The 21,372-nt window shown below is 65.4% G+C and carries 27 protein-coding genes; 16 read left to right on the forward strand and 11 right to left on the reverse strand.

Annotation, left to right across the window (positions count from 1 at the left end; all coding sequences use genetic code 11):
* The 8 genes from QGG75_09455 to QGG75_09490 all read left to right on the forward strand — a co-directional run.
* The coding region (locus tag QGG75_09455) for an IS5/IS1182 family transposase (GenBank protein ID MDP6067462.1) at nt 1–122 on the forward strand (122 nt) is incomplete at its 5' end.
* A gap of 344 nt (nt 123–466) precedes the next feature.
* On the forward strand, nt 467–1,051 hold the full coding sequence (locus QGG75_09460; protein MDP6067463.1) for an NrdH-redoxin: 585 nt from the start codon (nt 467–469) through the stop codon (nt 1,049–1,051).
* A 2-nt stretch (nt 1,052–1,053) separates the two neighbouring features.
* The gene (locus QGG75_09465) at nt 1,054–1,911 is read left to right on the forward strand and encodes an amidohydrolase family protein (protein ID MDP6067464.1); all 858 of its coding nucleotides are present in this window, start codon (nt 1,054–1,056) and stop codon (nt 1,909–1,911) included.
* Nucleotides 1,912–1,930: 19 nt separating this feature from the next.
* A complete protein-coding gene (locus tag QGG75_09470; protein MDP6067465.1) occupies nt 1,931–2,599 on the forward strand; it encodes an RraA family protein in 669 nt (222 codons plus the stop codon).
* Nucleotides 2,600–2,691: 92 nt separating this feature from the next.
* Complete coding sequence (vapB, locus tag QGG75_09475) at nt 2,692–2,922, forward strand: type II toxin-antitoxin system VapB family antitoxin (protein MDP6067466.1); 231 nt, start codon at nt 2,692–2,694, stop codon at nt 2,920–2,922.
* The gene (gene vapC, locus QGG75_09480; protein ID MDP6067467.1) at nt 2,923–3,324 is read left to right on the forward strand and encodes a tRNA(fMet)-specific endonuclease VapC; all 402 of its coding nucleotides are present in this window, start codon (nt 2,923–2,925) and stop codon (nt 3,322–3,324) included.
* Nucleotides 3,325–3,358: 34 nt separating this feature from the next.
* Complete coding sequence (locus tag QGG75_09485) at nt 3,359–3,976, forward strand: isochorismatase family cysteine hydrolase (GenBank protein ID MDP6067468.1); 618 nt, start codon at nt 3,359–3,361, stop codon at nt 3,974–3,976.
* 112 nt (nt 3,977–4,088) lie between these two features.
* The gene (locus QGG75_09490) at nt 4,089–4,325 is read left to right on the forward strand and encodes a hypothetical protein (protein ID MDP6067469.1); all 237 of its coding nucleotides are present in this window, start codon (nt 4,089–4,091) and stop codon (nt 4,323–4,325) included.
* Between the two features lie 40 nt (nt 4,326–4,365).
* Here the strand turns inward: QGG75_09490 and QGG75_09495 are convergent, their stop codons facing one another.
* From QGG75_09495 to QGG75_09515, 5 genes are read right to left on the reverse strand one after another with little or no spacing between them, the layout of a single operon-like run.
* Entirely contained in the window at nt 4,366–4,941 is a 576-nt protein-coding gene (locus QGG75_09495; GenBank protein MDP6067470.1) for a YceI family protein, read from the reverse strand.
* Complete coding sequence (locus QGG75_09500; GenBank protein MDP6067471.1) at nt 4,938–5,516, reverse strand: cytochrome b; 579 nt, start codon at nt 5,514–5,516, stop codon at nt 4,938–4,940. Before QGG75_09500 ends, QGG75_09495 begins: the two co-directional genes overlap by 4 nt.
* 18 nt (nt 5,517–5,534) lie before the next feature.
* Nucleotides 5,535–6,104 (reverse strand): DNA-3-methyladenine glycosylase I, encoded by a 570-nt coding sequence (locus QGG75_09505; protein ID MDP6067472.1) that lies wholly within the window; start codon nt 6,102–6,104, stop codon nt 5,535–5,537.
* A gap of 5 nt (nt 6,105–6,109) precedes the next feature.
* Nucleotides 6,110–6,481, reverse strand: coding sequence for a VOC family protein (locus QGG75_09510; protein ID MDP6067473.1), 372 nt, complete (start codon nt 6,479–6,481; stop codon nt 6,110–6,112).
* A 3-nt stretch (nt 6,482–6,484) separates the two neighbouring features.
* Entirely contained in the window at nt 6,485–7,393 is a 909-nt protein-coding gene (locus QGG75_09515; protein ID MDP6067474.1) for a folate-binding protein, read from the reverse strand.
* A gap of 140 nt (nt 7,394–7,533) precedes the next feature.
* Between QGG75_09515 and QGG75_09520 the strand changes: the two genes are divergently transcribed.
* The 5 genes from QGG75_09520 to QGG75_09540 are packed head-to-tail and all read left to right on the forward strand — an operon-like array spanning nt 7,534 to nt 13,366.
* Nucleotides 7,534–8,463 carry a glycosyltransferase family 9 protein gene (locus QGG75_09520; GenBank protein MDP6067475.1) on the forward strand — a complete coding sequence of 310 codons (930 nt, stop codon included), beginning with the start codon at nt 7,534–7,536 and terminating at the stop codon, nt 8,461–8,463.
* Nucleotides 8,460–9,212, forward strand: coding sequence for a glycosyltransferase family 2 protein (locus tag QGG75_09525; protein MDP6067476.1), 753 nt, complete (start codon nt 8,460–8,462; stop codon nt 9,210–9,212). Before QGG75_09520 ends, QGG75_09525 begins: the two co-directional genes overlap by 4 nt.
* Nucleotides 9,209–10,255 (forward strand): glycosyltransferase, encoded by a 1,047-nt coding sequence (locus QGG75_09530; GenBank protein MDP6067477.1) that lies wholly within the window; start codon nt 9,209–9,211, stop codon nt 10,253–10,255. Before QGG75_09525 ends, QGG75_09530 begins: the two co-directional genes overlap by 4 nt.
* Nucleotides 10,255–12,018, forward strand: coding sequence for an asparagine synthase (glutamine-hydrolyzing) (gene asnB, locus QGG75_09535; GenBank protein ID MDP6067478.1), 1,764 nt, complete (start codon nt 10,255–10,257; stop codon nt 12,016–12,018). Before QGG75_09530 ends, asnB begins: the two co-directional genes overlap by 1 nt.
* Nucleotides 12,019–12,031: 13 nt before the next feature.
* Nucleotides 12,032–13,366 (forward strand): dihydroorotase, encoded by a 1,335-nt coding sequence (locus QGG75_09540; GenBank protein ID MDP6067479.1) that lies wholly within the window; start codon nt 12,032–12,034, stop codon nt 13,364–13,366.
* A 10-nt stretch (nt 13,367–13,376) separates the two neighbouring features.
* Here the strand turns inward: QGG75_09540 and QGG75_09545 are convergent, their stop codons facing one another.
* From QGG75_09545 to QGG75_09565, 5 genes are read right to left on the reverse strand one after another with little or no spacing between them, the layout of a single operon-like run.
* Nucleotides 13,377–13,703, reverse strand: a complete 327-nt coding sequence (locus tag QGG75_09545) for a hypothetical protein (protein ID MDP6067480.1) — start codon at nt 13,701–13,703, stop codon at nt 13,377–13,379.
* A gap of 43 nt (nt 13,704–13,746) precedes the next feature.
* Nucleotides 13,747–14,892 carry an acyl-CoA dehydrogenase family protein gene (locus QGG75_09550; protein MDP6067481.1) on the reverse strand — a complete coding sequence of 382 codons (1,146 nt, stop codon included), beginning with the start codon at nt 14,890–14,892 and terminating at the stop codon, nt 13,747–13,749.
* 12 nt (nt 14,893–14,904) lie between these two features.
* A complete protein-coding gene (locus QGG75_09555; GenBank protein ID MDP6067482.1) occupies nt 14,905–15,732 on the reverse strand; it encodes an SDR family oxidoreductase in 828 nt (275 codons plus the stop codon).
* Nucleotides 15,733–15,748: 16 nt separating this feature from the next.
* Nucleotides 15,749–16,930 (reverse strand): lipid-transfer protein, encoded by a 1,182-nt coding sequence (locus QGG75_09560; protein MDP6067483.1) that lies wholly within the window; start codon nt 16,928–16,930, stop codon nt 15,749–15,751.
* A 35-nt stretch (nt 16,931–16,965) separates the two neighbouring features.
* Nucleotides 16,966–17,760, reverse strand: a complete 795-nt coding sequence (locus QGG75_09565) for a fumarylacetoacetate hydrolase family protein (GenBank protein MDP6067484.1) — start codon at nt 17,758–17,760, stop codon at nt 16,966–16,968.
* Nucleotides 17,761–17,834: 74 nt separating this feature from the next.
* On the opposite strand from QGG75_09565, the gene QGG75_09570 reads away from it, so the two are divergent.
* A complete protein-coding gene (locus QGG75_09570; GenBank protein ID MDP6067485.1) occupies nt 17,835–18,470 on the forward strand; it encodes a YbhB/YbcL family Raf kinase inhibitor-like protein in 636 nt (211 codons plus the stop codon).
* Nucleotides 18,471–18,847: 377 nt separating this feature from the next.
* On the opposite strand, the gene QGG75_09575 is transcribed toward QGG75_09570, so the two are convergent.
* Entirely contained in the window at nt 18,848–20,287 is a 1,440-nt protein-coding gene (locus QGG75_09575) for an IS1182 family transposase (GenBank protein ID MDP6067486.1), read from the reverse strand.
* Between the two features lie 186 nt (nt 20,288–20,473).
* Between QGG75_09575 and QGG75_09580 the strand changes: the two genes are divergently transcribed.
* On the forward strand, nt 20,474–20,662 hold the full coding sequence (locus tag QGG75_09580) for a DUF4197 family protein (protein MDP6067487.1): 189 nt from the start codon (nt 20,474–20,476) through the stop codon (nt 20,660–20,662).
* A gap of 20 nt (nt 20,663–20,682) precedes the next feature.
* Complete coding sequence (locus tag QGG75_09585; protein MDP6067488.1) at nt 20,683–21,156, forward strand: hypothetical protein; 474 nt, start codon at nt 20,683–20,685, stop codon at nt 21,154–21,156.
* Nucleotides 21,157–21,372 lie beyond the last annotated feature (216 nt).

Below are 21,372 nucleotides of genomic sequence, written 5' to 3' on the forward strand. Positions count from 1 at the left end.
TGGTCGAGAACTATTTCGCCAAGATCAAGGAATTCCGGGGCATTGCTACGCGCTACGACAAAACCGACACAAGCTATGCCGCAAACTTGAGCCTCGTCGCCACCATCATTGATTTGCGTTAATTGTCAACGGACCCTAGTCGGAACTCCGCGGAACTCCGAATTTGCCTATGCCCGAGGCAGCTCGCGAGCACTTGTTCGAGGGTCTGCATAAGGCGGGGCTGCCACGCTGAGTGTGGCTGGCGGGTCTGGTAACGGCCGGCCCTTTGGGCCAAGCTTCGGCAGCGGCCAAAGGGAGCATTGCCATGACCGAGGCCATCAGGGTGTTCTGGCGACCCGGCTGAAGCAGTTGCCTGCTTCTCAAGGAGTTTCTTTCGGCCCGTGAGGTCGAATTCGAAGCCATCGATGTTTCGCACCCAGAGGGCCGCCAGGCGCTGGCGGCGCTGGGCCTCGACTCGGCCCCGGCGGTGGCCGTCGGCGAACGCGCCATCCATGGCCTCGCGCTGGCCGATGTGCCCGAGTTCGTCGGTCTCGAAGCCGAGCTCGAGGTGCGCCTCTCGCCGGCGGCGCTGCTGGCGCGGCTCGATCTGATCCTGGCGGCGGCCGAGCGCACCCTGCGACAGCTCCCCGAGGCCCACATGGCTGACCTGGTGCCCAGCCGTGACCGCAGCTGGCGGCAACTCGGCTACCACGTCTTCGTCATCGCCGAGGCCTTTTTGGCCGCCACGAAGGGGGCCGAGCTTTCCTACGAAAGCCTGGCCGTGACGCCGCCCGATGAAGTCAGGACCGGTGCCGATGTCGCCGCCTACGGCGCCGACGTGCGCCGGCGCCTGGGTAACTGGAGCTACCCTGGCGGCGAGGGCACGGTGATCCCGACCTATTACGGCGAGCAGACCCTGCATCAGGTGCTGGAGCGCACCACCTGGCATGCGGCCCAGCACGTGCGTCAGTTGGAGAGCTTGCTCGAGGGGCTGGGGATCGAGCCGGATCGCGCGCTCACGGCCGCTGACCTCGAGGGCCTGCCGCTGCCCAGCGAGATCTGGGAAGGCTGAGCGTGATCGTCGATTGCCACGTCAACATCTGGAACCCGGAACACGTGCTGCCGGCCTATACCGAGCAGCTCGGCCGCATCCGCGAGCAGGCCATCCCCGAGCGGGCCGACGCCGACACCATCATCGAGGTTCTCGACGGCATCGACCGGGCCATCGTGTTCACCTTGCGCTACGGCGATACCACCGGCATCGAGGGCGAGGACCGGGTGACGGCCGAGGCGGTGGCGCGCTATCCCGACAAGCTGGTGGGTTTCGCCTACGTCGATCCACGGCGCCCGGGGTATCTCGAGGAACTTGAGTTTGCCATCCAGGAGCTCGGCCTGAAGGGCGTCAAGTACGGACCGATCTACAATGGCGTGGCGCTTGACGATGCCCGCATGGAACCGGTCTACGACTATTGCCTCGAGCACAACCTGCCGCTGACGCTGCACATGGGCACCACCTATACGCGGCTGCATGCCGCCGACCTGGGCCGGCCCATCCACGTCGAGAAACTGGCGCTGAGCCGGCCCGAGCTCAAGATCGTCATGGCCCACATGGCGCACCCCTGGTTCGAGGAATGCGTCGCCGTGATCCGCAAGCAGCCCAACGTCTACGCCGAGATCTCGGCCATCTACTATCGCCGCTGGCAGTTCTACAACGTCATGATGGCGATCCAGGAATACCAGGCCGCGACCAAGGTTTTCTTCGGCAGCGATTATCCCTACTCGACGCCGGCCGAGGGGCTCAGGATGACCCGCGAGGTGCTGCAGGTGGGCGGCCAGGGCGGTATGCCGGCGGTGTCGCCCGAGATCGTCGAGCAGATCATTCACGCCGACCCCTTCGAGCACTGGTGGCACGGCGGTTTCGAGCAGAGTTGAAACACCGGGGAGGATCCAGATGACCCTAGAGACGCCGGACCGCCACGAGATCACGGCCAAGCTCTACGCCTCGGTGCTCAGCGACGTGCTCGATGCCGTGGGGCTCAGGAACCAGGCGCTGAGACCTTTCGTCAGGCCGCTCGACGACACCCTGGTGCTCTTCGGCCGGGCCCGCACCGGGCTTTACATGAACGTCTACGATGCGCCCGAGGGCGAAAATCCTTACGAAGTCGAGATCGCGCTGGTCGACGATCTCAAGCCCGGCGAGGTTGCCGTATTCGGCTGCGAAGGACCGACCGAACGTATCGCGCCCTGGGGCGAGCTCCTGACCACCGCGGCCATGGCCCGGGGTGCCGTGGGCTGCCTCACCGATGGTCTGGTGCGCGACGTGCGCCAGATCCGCGAGCTCGGCTTTGCTGTTTTCCACGGCGGCATCGGCCCCCTCGATTCAGCCGGCCGCGGCCGCATGATGACCATGGACCAGCCGATCGAATGCGGCGGGGTCGGGGTGGCGACGGGCGATTACGTCTTCGGCGACGTCGACGGCGTCGTGGTGATTCCCCAAGATTGCGCTGACGAGGTGTTCGCCAAAGCGCTGGAAAAGGTGGCTGCGGAAAACGCCACCCGCGACGAATTGCTGGCCGGCCGCACCCTGGGCGAGGTCTATGACGAATACGGCGTCTTGTAAGGTCCGGCAACCGATCGGTATATGCCATTGACATATACCGCTACGGCACCGATATTTGTATATACCTTGTGGATATACCTGGAGCGCACGCCATGGTGCAATCAACGGTTTTTACCAACAACAAGAGCCAGGCAATTCGCCTGCCCAAGGCGGTGGCCTTGCCCGACACGGTCAAGCGAGTGGACATCATCAAGCTTGGCCAGGCCCGCCTGATCACTCCGGCGGGTACGTCGTGGGATAACTTTTTCGACGGCCCAACCGCCTCGGAGGATTTCATGACGGACCGGGAGCAGCCGGACGAGCAGGAGCGGGAGGCTTTCTAGGTGTTGCGCTACATGCTCGACACAGACATCTGCATCTACACCATCAACAATCGACCGCCGCATCTTCGAGACACCTTCAACCGGCACAATGAACACTTGAGTCTCTCGGCGGTGAGTCTGGCCGAACTGCAATACGGTGCCGAGAAGTCCTCCATGGCGGAACGCAATCTCGCCGTTGTCGAAAGGTTTGCCACGCGTGTCGAGGTTCTCGCCTTCGATCAAAAGGCAGCCACCCAAAGCGGTCAGATCCGGGCCGAACTGGCAAAGGCCGGAACGCCCATCGGTCCCTATGACGTGATGATCGCCGGACATGCCCGCAGCGAGGGGCTCATCTTGGTGACCAACAACGTCCGCGAATTCTCCCGGGTTGACGGGTTGCGTCTGGAAAACTGGGTGGACTGACCAGCGGCGATCAAGGCACGGGGAGCAGCAAAACATGATTGAGCCCAAGGCGCGCCTGGAAAGCCCGGCGTTGTTGATCGTCGACATGCAGAACGATTTCGTGCGTGAGGGCGCGCCGCTGGAGGTACCTGATGCGCGGGCCACCATCGCCGCCCACCAGGCCCTGATCGCCGCCTTTCGCGAGCGCGCCCGGCCGGTCATCTATACCAAGTTCCTGGCCACGCCCTACCCCTCGCTTTTGTGGAACTGGTCGCCTCAATGCCGGCCCGAGACCAAATGCTGCTGGAAGGGGCATAAGCGCACCTATCAGGACAGCAGCCATGCGCTGGAGTGCAGCGACATCATTGCCGAGATCTACCCCCAACCCGGCGACCCCATCGTCGAGAAATACGGCTATGGCGCCTTTCACGGCACGGCGCTCGCCGACATGCTGCACGCGCTGGGCGTGGGCTCGCTGGCGCTGACCGGAACGGTAACGCAGATCTGCGTCGAGGAAAGCGGCCGCGAGGCCTTCCACCACGGTTTCATGACCACCATGGTGACTGATGCGGTGTCGTCGTTCGCGCCTGATCTGCAGGCCGCAACACTGAAGAATTTCGCCGCTAAATTCGGCTGGGTGGCCGATCACGAGGCCCTTGTCGCGGCTCTCTAAAATTTAGTTAAACCTTTCCAAAACAGAAAGAAACTGGGCATCGGCGCTAATCGAATGGTAACCTTTGTCGGCTAGGGTTGCTCTTTCGATGGCGGCTTTGTGGGTGCCGAAGATGCCAGAATCAATGCACGAAGAGCCGACCCCGGGCATGACGCCCGAGCGCCGGAAATATCTCCAAGAGCTGCAGCGCGGTGGCGGAGATTGCCGGCGCAACAACCGCGTCAGTTGGGATTGCCGGGTGTTGGGCTGGTCCGAGTTCAAATGGCAGGACGGTTACCGGCGCTTCCTGGGGGAAGCCATCACCAACAAAGGCCTCGCCGCCCTGGCCCGCCAAGGTTACGCGCTCTAGCGTTTTTAGAGTTTGATCCCGGCCACCGGGCCACATCAATCTAGCCGCAGATCATCTCCAGGTGCACCGCGATGGCGATGTTGTCGTGGAACAGGAAGCTGTTCGACCAGACCCCGGTGCCGACGTTGAATTCCTTTCGTTGCAGCTCGAATTCGCCGTCGGCGCTGACGTGCTGGCGGCCGTCGGCGGCTTCGGTCAGGCTATAGCGGAAGGGAATGATCAGCGGCCGGCGCACGGATTTCAGCGTCAACTCCCCCTTGACGACAATTTCGCCGCCACCACCCGGGTCGAAAACCGAGGAGGCCAGCACGGCGGTGGGGTGGTTGGCGCTGTCGAGCATGGGCTCGCTTTCGATGAATTCGTCGGACTCGGGATTGCCGGTGTCGACGCTGCGGGTGTCGACGGCGGCCACGGCGGTGCTGCGCTCGGGATGTTCGCCATCGAGAAAAAGCTTGGCCTCGAAGGTCTTGAAGCGGCCGCTGAGCGGCAAGCCGAAGATCTGCCAGGCGGTGAAGCGGACCGAGCTGTTGGCTTGGTCGACGCGGCATGGTGTGGCCGCCAGGCCGGGGGCCGAGATCAGCAGCAGCGCGAACGCTGCCAGCAATAGGGTCTTCATCCGCCCAGCATACGCCGAAGCCCGCCGTCCTTCAGCACAAGTTGACGAAAAAGCGCCGCCACGGTGTGCAGCGCGATCAGCGCCAGCAGGGCATAGACCGTGACTTGGTGGACTTGGCGCAGGATCTCCGCCAGTTCCTTGTCTGGGGCCAGCAGTGGCGGCAGCAGGAAAAATCCAAACAGCCCGACGGCAAAGGCCGAGGCCGAGGTATAGGCCCAGCCACCGGCGATGGCGGCGATCAGGAGCGCATAGAGAGCCAGGTGATTGAGGCGTGCCGCCCGCGCCAGCCAGGGGCTCGGCCCGGCTGGCGGCTCTGGGCTCTGTGGCCAGCCGCTGTAGAGCCGCCAGGGCAGGCGCAGCAGCACGACCATCATGATGGCGACGCCGAGCGAGCGGTGCACGGTCAACAGGATCAGGCGCTCGGGCGAGGCCGGCAGGCCGGCGGCGACGATGGCCGGCGGCACCGACAGCACCAGCAGCCCGAGCGTCAGCCAGTGCCCAAGCCGCGAGATCCGGCCATAGCGCGCGCCGCCGTCACGCCAGATCGCGCCGTGGATTGGCCCTTCACTGGGCATGGTATGGCCCTATCGCTTTCACACCTGATCGTGGCGGAAACAGTCGACAACGTGGTCGTTGACGATGCCCGTGGCCTGCATGAAGGCGTAGCAGATGGTGGGGCCGCAGAAATTGAAGCCGGCGGCCTTGAGGGCCTTGGACATAGCCCGTGACTCGGCCGTTTCGCTGGGAATATCGGCCATCTCACGAAACCGGTTGGCAATGGTGCGGCCCTCGGTGAACTGCCAGATGAAGTCTTCGAAGCTCTGACCGGCCTCGCGGATCTCAAGGTATGCCCGGGCGCTGCGCACCGCCGATTCGACCTTCAGGCGGTTGCGCACGATGCCCTTGTCCTGCATCAGGGATTCGATTTTATTGGGGCCGAAGCGGGCCATCTTTTGGGGCTCGAAGCCGGCGAAGGCGCGGCGGAAGTTGTCGCGCTTGCGCAGGATGGTGAGCCACGAGAGCCCGGCCTGGAAGCCGTCCAGCAGCAGTTTCTCGAAAAGCGCCCGGTCGTCGCGTTCGGGCACGCCCCATTCCTCGTCGTGGTAGGCGACGTAGAGGGCATCATCGCCCGGCCAGGAACAGCGGCCCTCGAGGCCGGCCATGCCGGTCAGGCCGGCTTGTGGTGGACCGCCTCGATCTTGTGGCTCGTGGGGTCGAGGACGAAGGCGGCGTAGTAGTGTTCGTGGTATTGCGGCCTCAACCCCGGTGCGCCGTCGTCCGTGCCGCCGTGGGCGAGCGCAGCGGCGTGAAAGGCGTCGACAGCCGCCCGGTCGGGGGCCAGGAGCGCGATGTGCAGGCCGGGACTGGCCGTGGCCTGGTCGCCGGCGTCGCCGATCCAGAAGCCGGGAAACTTGCTGCCGTAGCCGATGGCCGGGCCGAACTCCACCATGCGCCGGTAGCCGAAGGGCTCCAGCACGGCGTCGTAGAAGGCGGCCGAGGCGGCGAAATCGCCGACTCCGATGGAAACGTGATCGAGCATGACTTATCCCTCCGCAGGGCTATTGGGAATCTCCAGCCAGTCCGGCAGCACCGGCCTGAGGCGGGCACCGGCTGCCGTCATGACGACGCCGGGTCCGGCCAGGTGCTCGAGGCGGATCAGCGCCAGGCCGCGGTCGTCGAGGCCCGAGCGCATCTCACCGGCATTCTTGTCGCCCAGCATGAGCGGCGTGCCGGGCTCGGGCAGCGGGCCTTCCACGTCGACGCGCATCAGGCGCTTGCGGATGGTGCCGCGGTGGTGGGTGCGGGCGGTCAGCTCCTGGCCCACGTAGCAGCCCTTGTCGTAGTCGATGGCATGGAACTCGTCGAAGTTGCACTCCAGCGGGAAGGATTTCTCGATGACGATGTCGCGGCTGCCGTCGGGTACGCCGTGATCCAGGCGAAAGCGTTCGTAGATCTCGGGATCAGTGGCCTCGAACCCGGCCTTGTCCAGCGCCGCCGCGGCATCGCCCGGCACCATCAGGCGCAGGCCGAGCGCCGCCAGGCGGGAATCTACATAGGCCAGGCCGCCGGCAAAGCCCGAGCTCGATCCCTCGGTCACCAGCCCCAGCGCCGTTGCGGCGCCTTCGCCGAAGACCACGGCCACGCGCCACTCGCCGGCCTCGCTGATCTCGACCTTGGCCCGCAGGCGGTACATGGTTAGCCGCTTGACCAGTTCACCCAGCCGACCGGCCTCGACGTCGAGCAGGAAGCCGTCGGCGCGCGCCGGATCGCGGGCCATGAAGAAATCGAACAGGAACTTGCCCTGAGGCGTCAGCAGACAGGCGTAGAGGGTGCGCTCAGGCGTCACCCGGGTGACGTCGTTAGAGACCAGATTTTGCAGATAATCGGCCGCGTCGGGACCACCTAGCGCCACCACGGCGCGGTCCGAAAGCTGGGCGTATTGTGCCGTCATGGCGTTCGTTCCTTTTTCCGCCGGCCTCTGCGGGTCGACGCCGCCCCTTGGCAAGATTCCGCCGCCGGGCTATTAAATCGGCGGTAGCTTGCTACGAGTAGCCCGCCCCGGGTGCCGCGACGGAAGAGGCTGACCATCGTTTGCAGATCCTCTTTATCACCTCGAACCGCCTTGGCGACGCCGTGCTGTCAACGGGGCTTCTGGGCGCCCTCATCGAGCGCCATCCGGAGGCCCGTTTGACCCTCGCCTGCGGGGCGTTGCCGGCGCCGCTGTTTGCCACCATGCCTAATGTTGACCTTGTGCTGCCGTTGGTCAAGCGGCCTTGGGCCGGACATTGGCTGGGCTTGTGGCGCTTGGCGGTGGCCCGGCGCTGGGATCTGGTGGTCGACCTGCGCGCCTCGGCCATCGCCTGGACGCTCTGGGCGGGGCGCCGCCGGGTCCTGGACACGGCAAAATCCAACGCCCCGGTCCATCGCGTGCGCCAGCTCTCCGAACTTTTCGAGCTCGATGAGCCGGCCGCGCCCCGGCTTTGGCTCGATGCCGCCAGTCTTGCCCGGGCCGCCGAACTGGTGCCCGGGCCAGAGGTGATTTGCCTGGCACCCACGGCAAACTGGGGCGGCAAGCGCTGGCCGGCAGAGCACTTCGCCGAACTGGGCCGGCGTCTCGCCGAGCCCGCCGCCGCTATCGCCGTGGTGGCCGCCCCGGGGGAGCGCGAGATGGCGGCGCCGGTGCTGGATTCGGTTCCCCCGGAACGCCTGATCGACCTCGTGGGCACGCAGGAATTGCCGGTGTTGGCCGCCTGCCTGGCCCGCATGAAGCTTTACGTGGGCAACGATTCCGGCCTCATGCACCTAGCGGCGGCGGCCGGCGCCCCGACGCTCGGCCTTTTTGGTCCCAGCCGCGACGTGCATTACGCGCCCTGGGGCGAGGGATGTGCCTTCGTGCGCACGCCGGAGAGCTACGAGGATCTGATCGGCGCGCCGGGTTTCGATCACCGCAGCCAGCAAAGCCTGATGACCTCGCTCGAAGTGGCAACGGTCGAGGCCAAGGCCCGGGAGATGCTGGCGTGACGGCGCCCAAACTCAGCGCCCTGGTGGTGGCGCACAACGAAGAGGCGCAACTGGCGGCCTGCCTCGAGCGCCTGGGCTTCGCCGACGAGATCGTCGTCGTGCTCGACCGCTGCGACGACGCTTCGGCCGCCATTGCCGGAGAGTTCACGGAACGCCTGATCGAGGGTGCCTGGCCGCTGGAGGGCGAACGGCGCAACGCCGGCATCGAGGCCTGCGGCGGCGACTGGGTCATCGAGGTCGACGCCGACGAACGCCTGCCCCAGGCCCTGGCGGTGGAGATCCGCGAGACCATCAGGGACGCCGCGCCGGGGTATTACCTGGTGCCTTTCGACAATTACATCGGCCATCGCCTGGTGCGTTTTGGTTGGGGCGCTTCGTGGGGCGTCTCGGCGGCGCCCAGGCTTTTCAGCCGCGGCGCCAAGCGCTGGGGCAACCAGCGCATCCACCCCTCGCTCGAGCTTTCGGGCCCAAAGCGCTTCCTGCGGAACCGCATGGACCACTACGTCGACCGCGACCTCTCCGACATGCTGGCGCGGCTCGACCGCTACTCCACGGCCCGGGCCAAGGATTTGCGCGACCAGGGTGATATCGGCAGCTTGGCGGGCAACCTGCGCCGGCTGGTCTCCCGCTTCCTCAAGTGCTACCTCGTGCGGCGCGGCTACCGCGAAGGGGCCTGGGGCTTCGCCATCGCCCTGATGGCCGGGCTCTATCCCCTGCTTTCCCACCTCAAGGCGCGGCTGGAGGACTGAGGGTGCGGCTCCTTCAGGCCATGGCGGGGGCGGAGCATGGCGGTGCCGAGGCCTTTTTCGTGCGCCTCGCCATCGCGCTGGAGCGCGCCGGCGTTGAGCAGCGGCTGGTGTTGCGCGGTTATCCCGATCGCCTGGCGAGCCTGCGCGCCGCGAGCATCGAGCCGGTTACGGCACGCTTCGGCGGCCTCTTGGATTTGCGCAGCGGGGGCCGGCTGCGGGCCGAAATCGCCAGCTTTCGCCCCGACGTCGTGCTGACCTGGATGAACCGGGCCAGTGCTTTCTGCCCGACGCCGGCCCGGGCCGGCCACGAATTCGTCTCGGTCGGCCGGCTGGGCGGCTACTACAAGCTCAAGTACTACCGCCGCTGCCGCCACCTGATCGCCAATACCCGCCACATCGCCAGCTACCTGATGGACCAGGGCTGGCCGTCCGAACGCGTCCATTATCTGCCCAACTTCGTGCAGGCCGAGCGGGCGGCGGCCGAGCCCAGGGCGCGCCACCAAACGCCGGACGGCGTGCCGCTGTTGCTGGGGCTGGGCAGGCTGCACCCCAACAAGGCCTTCGACACCCTATTGCGGGCACTGGCGGAGCTTCCCGAAGCCCACCTCTGGTTGGCCGGCGAGGGGCCGGAACAATCCCGGCTCGAGGCGCTCACGCGCGAGCTTGGCCTGGCGGCGCGGGTGCGTTTTCTGGGTTGGCGCGAGGATACGGCGGCGCTTTATGCGGCGGCCGACGTCTTCGTCTGCCCCTCGCGCCACGAGCCGCTGGGCAATGTCGTCATCGAGGCCTGGGCCCAGGGCCTGCCGGTGGTGGCCGCTGCGGCGGCCGGGCCGGCGGCACTGATCGGCGAGGGCGAGAGCGGCCTTTTGGTGCCGGTCGACGATCCCCAAGCCCTGGCGGCGGCGCTGCGGGGGCTGCTGGACGATAGCGGCCTGGCGGCCCGTCTGGCGCAGGGCGGCCTGGCCGCCTACCGGGCCGAATTCAACGAAGACGTCGTGGTGGCCCGGTACCTCGACTTCTTCGCCCGTGTGAGCAAAACCTGATGTGCGGCCTGGCCGGCCTGATGACGCACGACGGCGCGCCGCCCGAGGCCGGCCTGCTGGCCGCGCTTTCGGCGGCGCTGGCCCATCGCGGGCCGGATGGCGAGGGCAGCCATGTTGCCGGCGCTGTCGGGCTGGTGCACCGCCGGCTTGCGATCATCGACCTGGAGACCGGCGCCCAGCCCCTGGGCCTGCCTGGAGGGCCGGTACTGGTGGCCAACGCGGAAATCTACAACTACCTCGAGCTGCGCCGCGAGCTCGGCGAGGAGAACTTTGCCACCAGATCCGACTGCGAACCGGCGCTCCACCTCTACGCCCGCGAGGGCCTCGATTTCTGTCGACGGCTACGCGGCATGTACGCCCTGGCCATTCACGACCCGGTGGCCGGGCGCCTGGTGCTGGCCCGCGATCCCTTCGGCATCAAGCCGCTCTACTACGCCGAAACGGCGCGGGGCTTCGCCTTCGCCTCCGAGCCGCGGGCCTTGCTGGCGGCCGGGCTGGTGACTCCGGCGGTCGACGAGGTGACGCGAGGGGAGTTGCTGGAGCTGCAGTTCACCACCGGACGCCAGACCATCTTCCAGGGCATCATGCGGGTGCTGCCGGGCGAGACCATCGTGGTCGAAGCCGGACGTATCAAGGAACGCCGCAGTCTGGAGGCCCTGCCGCCGGGCGGGCCGGAGCCCTGCGACGAAAGTGCGGCGCTGGCCCGTCTCGACGAAATCCTCGAGGAATCGGTGAGCCTGCATCAGCGTTCCGACGTGCCCTACGCCATGTTCCTCTCCGGTGGCATTGATTCGGCGGCCTTGCTGGCCCTCATGGCACGCCTCGACGATCGCCCGGTGCGGGTCTTCACCGCCGGATTCCCCGGCTCGGCCGTACCCGACGAACGGGCCCAGGCCGATATGCTGGCTCGGCGCCTGGGGGCGGAATCGGTGCCGGTGGCGGTTGCCGCCGGAGATTTCTGGGACCTGCTGCCTGGAATCGCGGCGGCGCTCGACGATCCGGTGGCCGATTATGCCGTGGTGCCGACCTACAAGCTGGGCCAGGTGGCGGCGGCCGACTTCAAGGTGGTGCTGACGGGCGAGGGCGGCGACGAGCTGTTTGCCGGCTACGGCCGCTATCGCAGCCAGCGCCGGCCGCGCTGGCTGGGCGGGCGCCGGCCCAGGCGGCGCGGCAGCTTCGACGATCTCGACGTGTTGCGCCACGACACCTCGGGCTGGCGCGGCGGCATCGTCGAGGCCGAGCGCCTGGCCGCCGGCGGCGGGCGCAGCAAGCTGCAAGCGGCCCAGGCCGTCGATTGCGCCGATTGGCTGGCCCACGACTTGCTGCTCAAGCTCGACCGCTGCCTCATGGCGCATGGCCTCGAGGGCCGCGTGCCGCTGTTGGATCGGGCCGTGGCCGAGTTCGCCTTTGCCCTACCCGATCGGCTCAAGCTCAGGCGCCGGTTGGGCAAGTACCTGCTGCGCCGCTGGCTTTCCGATCACCTGCCCGAGGCGTTGCCCTTCAGTCGCAAGCGCGGCTTCACGGTGCCGGTGGGCGAATGGATCGCGGCCCGCGGTGCCGACGTGGGGCCCTTGGTGGCGGCCCAGCCCGGAATTGCCGAGATCGCCCGGCCGGACCGGGTGGCGGCGCTGTTCATGAGCCGCGACCGGCGCCAGGGTTTTGCCGCCTGGACGCTACTTTTTTACGCCCTTTGGCACCAGATCCATATCCTGGGGTGCGATCCGGCCGGCGACGTGGCAGCAGTGCTCTCAGAAAGGCGTTAGATAGGACCAGCCGATGCCGAATTTCGACCTTCTCATCCGCCAGGGCACGCTGGTCACCCCGTCCGGGGTGGGGCAGGGCGACGTCGGCATTCGTGGAGGCCGCATCGCGGCCATCGGCGAGCTCGACCCGGCCGAGGCCGGCGAGACAATCGAGGCGCTGGGGCTGCACGTGCTGCCCGGTGTCATCGACACCCAGGTGCATTTCCGCGAGCCCGGCGCCGAGCACAAGGAAGACCTCGAACACGGCCTGAAGGGCGCCGCGCTGGGCGGCGTCACGGCGGTTTTCGAGATGCCCAACACCTCGCCCCTGACCACCGACGCCGAACGCCTGGCTGACAAGATCGCCCGCGCCGGAGCCCGTGCGGCCTGCGATTTTGCTTTCTACGTCGGCGCCACGCCCGACAACGTGGGCCAGCTGGCCGCCCTCGAACGGCGGCCCGGATGCTGCGGCGTCAAGGTTTTCATGGGATCCTCGACCGGCGATCTGCTGATCGAGGACGACGACACCTTGCGGGCGGTGCTGGCCAGCGGCAGCCGCCGCGTCGCCGTCCATGCGGAGGACGAAAGCCGGCTGCGTGAACGCCGCGCCATTGCCGAGGAGAGCGGTGATGTAGCGGCCCACGCCGAATGGCGTGACGCCGAGACCGCCTTCCGTGCCACCCGGCGGTTGCTGGAGCTGAGCCGGGAAACCGGCCGCCGGGTACATGCCCTGCATATCACCACCGCGGCCGAGATGGAGCTGCTGGCCGCCGCCAAGGACCTGGTCAGCGTCGAGGTGACGCCCCAGCACCTGACGCTCTCGGCGCCGGAATGTTTCCAGCGCCTGGGCAGCCGGGCCCAGATGAACCCACCGATCCGCGAGGCAGCCGAACAGGCGGCGTTGTGGCGGGCTGTGGCCGACGGCACCGTCGACATCGTCGGCTCCGACCACGCGCCGCACACGCTGGAGGAAAAGGCCAAGCCTTATCCCCAAAGCCCGTCGGGCATGCCCGGCGTGCAGACGCTCTTGCCTGTGCTGCTCGACCACGTCAATGCCGGCCGCCTCAGCCTGCAGCGCCTGGTCGACCTGGTCTCGGCCGGCCCGGCCCGGCTTTTCGGCATCATCGGCCGGGGCCGCCTGGCGGTGGGTTATGAGGGCAGCCTGACGCTGGTCGACATGGGGGCGCGGCGCGAGATCGAGGAGAGCTGGATCGCCAGCCGCTGCGGCTGGACGCCCTTTGCCGGCATGACGGTCCAGGGCTGGCCCCGGGCCACGCTGATCCGCGGCCAGGTGGTGATGCAGGACGATGAGCTTTTGGGCCTGCCGGCCGGCCAGGCGCTCAGGTTTTTCGAGGGCGATGCGGCGTAGCGGCTGAACCCTACTCCTGGCCGCCCGACAGGAACAACCTGAGCAGCGAGCGGCTTTCCTTCTGTTCATGGTCCGCTTCGCTTTCGGCCTCGGCGATGCCCATGATCTGGCGCACGTTGGATTCGCGCACCGATCCGATCAGGCGCTTCCAGGCGGCGCTGTCGAAGATCGGCGCGTTGCCGCTTTTGATGGCCTCGGCGAATTCCTCGAAGCGCTGCTTGCCGAGAAAGTATTGCGTCAGGCCCAGTGAGTAGGCGAACTCGTGCTCGCTCTGGGGCACGAACTCGCACTTGGCGCATTCGCGGAAAGCGTTTTCCTTGAAGTTGCCGCACTTCATGCAGAGCGCGTTATCCGTGGCACCTTGCTTTTATCGTTTTCCCTTAGATCGCGCGGGCCACGAGTTCCTTCATGATCTCGTTGGAGCCGCCGTAGATCTTCTGCACCCGGGCGTCGGCGTACATGCGGGCGATGGGGTATTCCAGCATGTAGCCGTAGCCGCCGTGGAGCTGCAAGCACTCGTCGATTATCTCGCACTGGGTCTCTGTGGTCCACCATTTGGCCATGGCGGCGGTGGCCACGTCGAGGTTTCCGGCCAGGTGACGCATCAGCAAGTCGTCGAAGAAAACCCGGGCGACGTGGGCCTTGGTCTTGCACTCGGCCAGCTTGAAGCGGGTGTTCTGGAACTCCAACAGCGTCTTGCCGAAGGCCTTGCGCTGCTTGACGTAGTCGGACGTCACCTCGATCGCGCGTTCCATTGAGGCGACCGCCCGCGAGGCCACCAAGAGGCGCTCCTGGGGCAACTGTTGCATCAATTGATAGAACCCCTGCCCCTCCTCGCCACCCAGCAGGTTGCCGGCCGGCACGCGCACGTCGTCGAAGAAAAGTTCCGCCGTGTCCTGGGCCTTGAGGCCGATCTTCTCCAGCACCCGGCCGCAGCGATAGCCCTCGGCGTCTTTGGTCTCGACCACCACCAGCGAGACTCCCTTGGCGCCCTCGGTCTTGTCGGTCTTGGCCACAACGATGACCAGATCGGCATGGAAGCCGTTGGTGATGAAGGTCTTGGAGCCGTTGATGAGGTATTCGTTGCCGTCCGCGAGCGCCGTGGTGCGCACGCCCTGGAGGTCGGACCCGGTGCCCGGCTCGGTCATGGCGATGGCGCAGACGAGATCGCCCGAGGCCATCCCTGGCAGCCAGCGCTGGCGCTGCTCCTCGCTGCCGTAGCGATAGATGTAGTGCGCCGCGATGCCGCTGTGGACGGAATTCCCCAGCGCCGCACCAGTCATGGTCTGGGCTTCGACAAGCACGATCTCGTGGGCGAAGCTGGCCCCGCCGCCGCCGTATTCCTCGGGAATGCTGGCGCACAACATGCCGGCCGCGCCGGCCGTGCGCCAGGCTTCGCGGTCGATGTAGCCCTGCTTTTGCCAGCGCTCGTCGTGCGGCACGAATTCGCGCTCGAACATGGTGGTGACGGCGTCGCGCAGGATGTCGAGCTCTTCGTTGCGCCAGGGCGAGGTGTAGGGTTCCATGATCCGGGCTCCCTACATCAAAAGCCCGCCGGAGCAAACCAGCACCTGGCCGCTGATGTAGTCCGATTCGGGCGCACAGAACAAATAAATGGCACCGGCCGCGTCCTCCGGCGCGCCGGGGCGGCCCAGCGGTACCATCTGGGTAATGGCATCCATCAGGCCGGGGTTGATGCCGACCTTGATTTCCTCGCCCTCGATCTCGATGCTCTTCGGATCGGCCTCGATTTTCTCGGTCAAGCGGGTCTCGATCAGGCCGAAGGCGACGCAGTTGACGGTAACGTTGTAGCGCCCCCATTCCTTGCACATGGTGCGCGTCATGCCGATGATGCCGGCCTTGCCGGCGGCGTAGTTGATCTGGCCGGCGTTGCCGAAAAGCCCGGCCACCGAGGAGATGTTGACCACCTTGCGGGTCACCCGGCGGCCTTCCTGGGTTTCTTTCTTGGCGGCGATGCGAATCGGTTCGGCGGCCGCCCGCATGATGCGGAAGGGCGCCGTCAGGTGGACGTCGATCATGGCCTGGAACTGCTCGTCGCTCATCTTGTGGACCACGTTGTCCCAGGTATAGCCGGCGTTGTTGACGATGATGTCGAGGCCGCCGAAGTTGTCCAGCGCGCACTCGACAAAGCGTTCGCCGAAGTCGGGCTCGGTGACGTTGCCGTTGCAGGCCACGGCCTCGCCGCCCGCCGCCTCAACGGCGGCCAGGGTCTCGGCCGCCGATTCCGCGTCGAGGTCGTTGATCACCACACGGGCGCCTTCCTGGGCCAGCTTGAGGGCCACGGCGCGGCCGATGCCGCGGCCCGAGCCCGAAATCAGCGCGACTTTTCCGTCCAACTTGCTCATCTTGTTTTCTCCGTCCTCAGGCTTTCTGGTACATGGTCACGACGCAGGCGCTGCCCAGACCTAAATTGTGCTGCAACGCCGTGCGGGCGCCCTCGACCTGGCGGGCACCGGATTGGCCGCGCAACTGGCTGACCAACTCGAAACACTGGGCCAGGCCGGTGGCGCCCAGCGGATGCCCCTTGGAGAGCAAACCGCCCGAGGGGTTGGTGACGACCTGGCCGCCGTAGGTGTTGTCGCCATCCCAGACGAATTTTTCGGCCTCGCCCTCGGCCGCCAGGCCCAGCGATTCGTAGGTGATGACTTCGTTGGTGGTGAAGCAGTCGTGCAGCTCGACCACGTCCACTTCCTCGGGACCGACGCCGGCTTCCTCGAAGACCTGCGCCGCCGCCGTGCTGGCCAGGTCGGCACCGACCAGCTTGCGCATGGAGCGGTCGTCGAAGGTCGAGGGGAAGTCGGACGTCATGGCTTGGCCGCTGATCACCACCGAGGTGTCGAGCCCATGGCGCTTGGCAAAGCTTTGCGAACAGACCACGGCCGCCGCCGCGCCGCAGGTCGGCGGGCAGCACTGCAGCCGCGTCAGCATGCCGGCCATGCGCGGCGAAGCCATCACCTCTTCGACACTGAGCGGGGTGCGGAAGATGGCGCGCTCGTTGTGTTCGGCGTGATGGCTGGCCTTGGCCCGGACCTTGGCGAAGGTCTCGCCGCGGGCGCCGTGCCGCGCCATGTATTCGTCACCCAGCGCGCCAAACAGCCTCAGTGTTATCGGCGCCTCGCCCGGTCCGTTGATTTCCTCGGCATGATCCGTGAAACGCTCCAGCGGGTTCGGCCGATCCTCGAAAACGGCGCCCAGGGCGCCAGGGTTCATCTGCTCGAAGCCCACCGCCAGGGCACAATCGACAGTGCCGGAGGCCACGGCCTGGCGAGCGAGAAAGAGCGCCGTCGAGCCGGTCGAGCAGTTGTTGTTGACGTTGACGATGGGGATGCCGGTCAAGCCGATGTCGTAAAGCGCCGCCTGGCCACAGGTGCTGTCGCCGTAGACGAACTCGGCGTAGGCCTGCTGCACCAGGGCGTAGTCGAGGCCGGCGTCAGCCAGCGCCAGCCGCGCCGCCTCGGCCCCCATCACGGCGTAGGGCTCGCTCTGGCCCGGTTTGACGAAGGAGATCATGCCGACACCGGCGACGTTGACCTTGTTCATGATCGGACTCCTGTTTGACCTGATCCTAGCCTATTCCGTTACCTCACTTCGAGCTTGACCTCCCCCAGGCCCTCGGCGGCGTAAACAATGCTGTCGCCGGCCTCGGGGTAACGCGTCGCCATGATGGAGCCGGTGATGATCAGCTCGCCCGCCAGAATGCCGCGGTCGCGCCCGGCCAGGTTGTTGGCGAGCCAGGCCATGACCTCGAAGGGGTGACCCATGACGGCGCCCAGCGGCCCATCATCGATGGCCTCGCCGCTGATCGTCAGATTTCCGCGGCCGCTCTCGAAGTCGATGCTCTGCCAGTCGCTGACTTCCGGGCCCAACACCACACCGGCATTCCAGGCGTTGTCGGCGGCCAGCAGCACGGCACCGGTCTCGAGATAGTCGGCCCGGCGGTCGTCGACCAGCTCGAAAGCCGCCTGGCAGGTGGCCACGGCGGCAGCCACGCTGGCCCGGTCGTGAGGGGCGGCGGCGGCCGTCAGATCGGCGCCCAGCCGCACGGCAAGCTCGCATTCGATGCCGAATCCAAGAAAGTCGCGGCGCCGCACCACCAGCGGCGATTGGTGCAGGTCGGCGGCCAGCAGCACGCCCGCCACCGGCCCGTCGGCGCCCAGCATCTGCTGCATGACTTTTGACGAGAGCGCGATCTTGTGGCCGCCCACGGCCGAGGCCCGCGCCGCCAGCAGCAATTCGACCAGTTGATCCTGGATGGCATAGGCGGCGTCGAAATCGGCCGGCCTGAGGTCGGCGGGCGGCAGGCTGAATTTCTCGCGCCGTTGGCGCCCGTCGAAGAGAAATTCCGCTGCCTTAGCCGCCGTTAGCTTGTCCATAGCCGCTTCTCCCTGGTGCCCGCCCCTATGCTAGCATGGGGAAAATCGAAGTCGGCCAACAGGGAGAAATAATCATGACCGCAGCGCTCAACGTCACCGTCGAGGGCATCACTGACGGCCAACGCATTCCCGAGGAATTTGCTTTCTGCATCCCCGACGACCCCGGCCCCACCACCATGGGCGCCAACAAGAGCCCCGCCATGATTTGGTCGGGCGCCCCCGAGGGCACCAAGTCCTACGCCATCATCTGCCACGACAGGGACGTGCCCACGGTGTTCGACGACGTCAACCAGGAAGGCAAGACCATCCCGGCCAGCCTGGCCCGCATGGACTTCTTCCACTGGGTGCTGGTCGATATCCCGGCCGCCACCACAAGCCTGGCGGCCGAGGCCGAATCGGCGGGCATCGAGCCCGGCGGCAAGGCCACCGGCGCTTCCGCCAACGGGCTTCGCGGCAAGAACAATTTCGGCGACTTCTTCGCCGGCGATGCCGACATGGCCGGCGACTACGGCGGCTACGACGGCCCCTGCCCGCCCTGGAACGACGAGATCATCCACCATTACGTTTTCACGGTGTTTGCCCTGGACGTCGAAAGCCTGGGGCTGGATGGCCTCTTCGGCGGGCCCGAGGCTCGCGAGGCCATGGCGGGGCATGTGCTGGCCGAGGGGCAGGTGGTCGGGACGTATACGTTGAACCCGAGTTTGCTTTAGATACGGCGCTCCCTGCCTTTGCCGGGCCTCGCGTGCGGGGCAGGGCGGAAGGTCGGTGCCGATTTTCGTTGCCCCCTGGACAGCTTCGGGTTTTGGCGGCCCGCTGGTTGTTCCAGAGCAATTGCTCAAGCCATGAATCCGCACCCAGTCAGGTCCGCTTCACCCTCAAGTCCGGCGAAATGTCGGCGGGCTCCAAACGACGCGATTGACCTTGGCTGTGTAGAAACGTCACGGCTGATCCGGCGTGTATACGGGAAGTTCAGAATGACGGGCAGGCGACGGGATTTTCGTATTTTGGTCTCTGGAACGGGCACAGTTCGGTCTCTGCCGGTTTGGTGGCCGGTTTTGCGGGCTTGAGGCAAGCAGAATCGGGCGCCCTACGCCCGCATGGCCTGCAACAACGGTCCGGTGCCCAAGATATTCATAACCCGGGTGAGATTGTAGGCCAGCACGTGCAGCGCCATCTCGGTACGCACGTTGCCGAGCCTCTTCATGAGAAAGTGTGTGGCGCCCATCCGCGCCTTGATCGTACCGAAGGGATGCTCGACGGTCTCACGGCGCCGGCGCATGGCCTGCGGGTCGCTATCGAGCCGGTGCTGGACTTCATCGAGAAGTTGTTCGTGTTCCCATCGGCTGATCCGGCGTTGCTTGCTCGTGGTGCAGCGATCCTTGACGGCGCAGCTCGGGCAGACCCTGCTCCAGTAGCGGCGTATGCGCAGCCCCTTCTCCTCGCTCGTGAAAGTGTACTTTAAGCGTTCTCCGGCAGGACAGACGTAGACATCCTCGGTGGCAACATAACGGAAGTCCTGTTTGACAAAGCGGCCCTTGGATCTGTTGCCCGATGTCATTGGCTTGGGCAGCGTCACGGTGATGTCCGCCTCGGCACAGGCCAGGATTTCCCCGCTGCTGAAGTAGCCCCGGTCGGCGACAACATCGAGCCGCTCCGTCCCGAATACCGCCTTCGTCCGCTTCGCCATGCGAGCCAGTTGCGCGCGGTCGGAGCCCGTCGTTGTCAAATCATGGCTGACAATGAGGTGGTGCGTGGTATCCACCGCTGTCTGGACGTTGTAGCCGACAACGCCCGAGCCCCTGCCGCTCGTCGCCATCGACCGCGCGTCGGGGTCGGTTAGCGAAACCTGTTGCTCGGGCCTGTCGAGCATCTCGGCATTGAGATTTTCAAGGCGTCCCATCTCGTCTTTCAACTTGTCGATCTTCTCCGTCAGCCGGGCCACCTTGCTCTCCAGAGCCGCTGTCGGTTCCTGACGGTCAGCGCTATCCAATTGGTGCAGATATCGCGCCACGCTCTCCTCGATCTGGGCCATGCGTCTTTGCATCTTGGCCCGGGTGAAATTGCGGTCACGGTTGTTCACCGCCTTGAACTTGCTGCCGTCGATGGCGACACTCGCCTCGGCCAACAGCCCGACCGTACGGCAGAGTTCCACAAACCGGGCACAGACCTTGCGGATCGCCGGCCCGTTGTCCTTTCGGAAGTTGGCAATCGTCTTGTGGTCCGGAACAAGGCGCCCCACCAGCCACATGACCTCAACGTTGCGGGCTGCTTCGCGCTCCAAGCGACGGCTCGACTGTACCCGGTTCAGGTATCCGTAGATGTAGAGCTTTAGAAGGACCGACGGATGGTACGACGGTCGTCCCGTCGAACATGGATCAACACTCTCGAAACCAAGATCGCGTAGATCAAGCTCATCGACGAACACGTCGACCACACGAACCGGATTATCACTGTGGACAAAGTCGTCCAGGCTCTCTGGCAGCAAAGTCGCCTGGCCCCGCTCAACACCCTCGACGAAACGCTTCATCACATCCCCCGGCCAATTGCCACAGGAATCATAACAGCGAAGGCGTTTTTACACAGCCAAGACCCATAGCCGACTTCGCGTCCGATAGACTCCTGCCCGAAACGACAATAAACTTCCTCTCCCCGTGCGCGTTCATTGGGAGGCCGCAGGGCAAATCAAAATGTTGCTCGAAAATTCGCCACGAATTTGGCTGCCGACATGGCGGGCTATACCAAGCTTCCGCTGGTGCCTGACGTCAAGACCCAGCTCTCGGACCACGCCACCGCCAAGGCGCTGGCCGGTCTGTTTCACTACCTGGCCCGCGAGGAAGCCGAAATCCGCAAGAACCCGGCCAAACGCACGACCGAGATCCTGAGCCGGGTTTTCGGTGGATAGGAAATGTTGGGGGAATACTTATGATCCGTCTGGCTGCCAGTCAAACCACTCTAATGGTTTTCAGTCTATTAATCTTGCTTGGCGTGTTAGGCATCATGACGGAGCAGCTCAGATTTCTGCTGGCTAATCATCAGCTTGATTTCATTCCGTCCGAAATAGACCTGGAAGAGGATATCGCAATACTGATAGTGGCTTTCGGCGTGCTTTTGGAACATCGATTTTGGCTGCTGGAGCGAATTTACCCCAACGGTGTTCCTGCCCCTGTCCAGAAACTGGACTTGTATTCGCAGAAATTCGGTATTTTTCTGATTATTATCGCCGTCATTATTGAATGCTTTGATATGGCGTTTCTTGCTTTGAATATCTGGGGTTTTGATCATTCCGGCTTGAAATACTTTGAGATTTCCCTACTCTTTTCCGCAAATGTCGTGGCATCTTTCAGCATTGCAAGATATTGCTTCAAAATATTACTGAACCGAACCGTGCCGGGATAATTGGCGCTTAAGTATCTGCTCAGGCGCCAGGGGCGCTACTTTCTCGAGAGCTACATGGCCGGCGGCGCCAGGGGCATTTTTGGCGAGGCGCCATTTGGTCTTGTTATCGGTGTTCAGGTATTTGGCCCTCCCTTGCTCTTGGTCACGGTAGCTGTCGTCGGTGAAGATGGTCCTTCTGCACTGGCGATGCTGGAAACACATCCGGTGGATGCTGTG

It is taken from the genome of Alphaproteobacteria bacterium, from assembly GCA_030740435.1.
GTDB lineage: Bacteria > Pseudomonadota > Alphaproteobacteria > UBA2966 > UBA2966.

Bases quoted from the DNA above. Each gene is read 5' to 3' on its own strand.
- QGG75_09575 (MDP6067486.1), bottom strand. From the start codon at position 20,287: ATGAAGCGTTTCGTCGAGGGTGTTGAGCGGGGCCAGGCGACTTTGCTG.
- QGG75_09515 (MDP6067474.1), bottom strand. From the start codon at position 7,393: ATGACGGCACAATACGCCCAGCTTTCGGACCGCGCCGTGGTGGCGCTA.
- QGG75_09585 (MDP6067488.1), top strand. From the start codon at position 20,683: ATGATCCGTCTGGCTGCCAGTCAAACCACTCTAATGGTTTTCAGTCTA.
- QGG75_09470 (MDP6067465.1), top strand. From the start codon at position 1,931: ATGACCCTAGAGACGCCGGACCGCCACGAGATCACGGCCAAGCTCTAC.
- QGG75_09495 (MDP6067470.1), bottom strand. From the start codon at position 4,941: ATGAAGACCCTATTGCTGGCAGCGTTCGCGCTGCTGCTGATCTCGGCC.
- QGG75_09540 (MDP6067479.1), top strand. From the start codon at position 12,032: ATGCCGAATTTCGACCTTCTCATCCGCCAGGGCACGCTGGTCACCCCG.
- vapB (MDP6067466.1), top strand. From the start codon at position 2,692: ATGGTGCAATCAACGGTTTTTACCAACAACAAGAGCCAGGCAATTCGC.
- QGG75_09565 (MDP6067484.1), bottom strand. From the start codon at position 17,760: ATGGACAAGCTAACGGCGGCTAAGGCAGCGGAATTTCTCTTCGACGGG.
- QGG75_09505 (MDP6067472.1), bottom strand. From the start codon at position 6,104: ATGGCCGGCCTCGAGGGCCGCTGTTCCTGGCCGGGCGATGATGCCCTC.
- QGG75_09510 (MDP6067473.1), bottom strand. From the start codon at position 6,481: ATGCTCGATCACGTTTCCATCGGAGTCGGCGATTTCGCCGCCTCGGCC.
- QGG75_09500 (MDP6067471.1), bottom strand. From the start codon at position 5,516: ATGCCCAGTGAAGGGCCAATCCACGGCGCGATCTGGCGTGACGGCGGC.
- QGG75_09490 (MDP6067469.1), top strand. From the start codon at position 4,089: ATGCCAGAATCAATGCACGAAGAGCCGACCCCGGGCATGACGCCCGAG.
- QGG75_09550 (MDP6067481.1), bottom strand. From the start codon at position 14,892: ATGGAACCCTACACCTCGCCCTGGCGCAACGAAGAGCTCGACATCCTG.
- QGG75_09555 (MDP6067482.1), bottom strand. From the start codon at position 15,732: ATGAGCAAGTTGGACGGAAAAGTCGCGCTGATTTCGGGCTCGGGCCGC.
- QGG75_09545 (MDP6067480.1), bottom strand. From the start codon at position 13,703: ATGAAGTGCGGCAACTTCAAGGAAAACGCTTTCCGCGAATGCGCCAAG.
- QGG75_09485 (MDP6067468.1), top strand. From the start codon at position 3,359: ATGATTGAGCCCAAGGCGCGCCTGGAAAGCCCGGCGTTGTTGATCGTC.
- asnB (MDP6067478.1), top strand. From the start codon at position 10,255: ATGTGCGGCCTGGCCGGCCTGATGACGCACGACGGCGCGCCGCCCGAG.
- QGG75_09570 (MDP6067485.1), top strand. From the start codon at position 17,835: ATGACCGCAGCGCTCAACGTCACCGTCGAGGGCATCACTGACGGCCAA.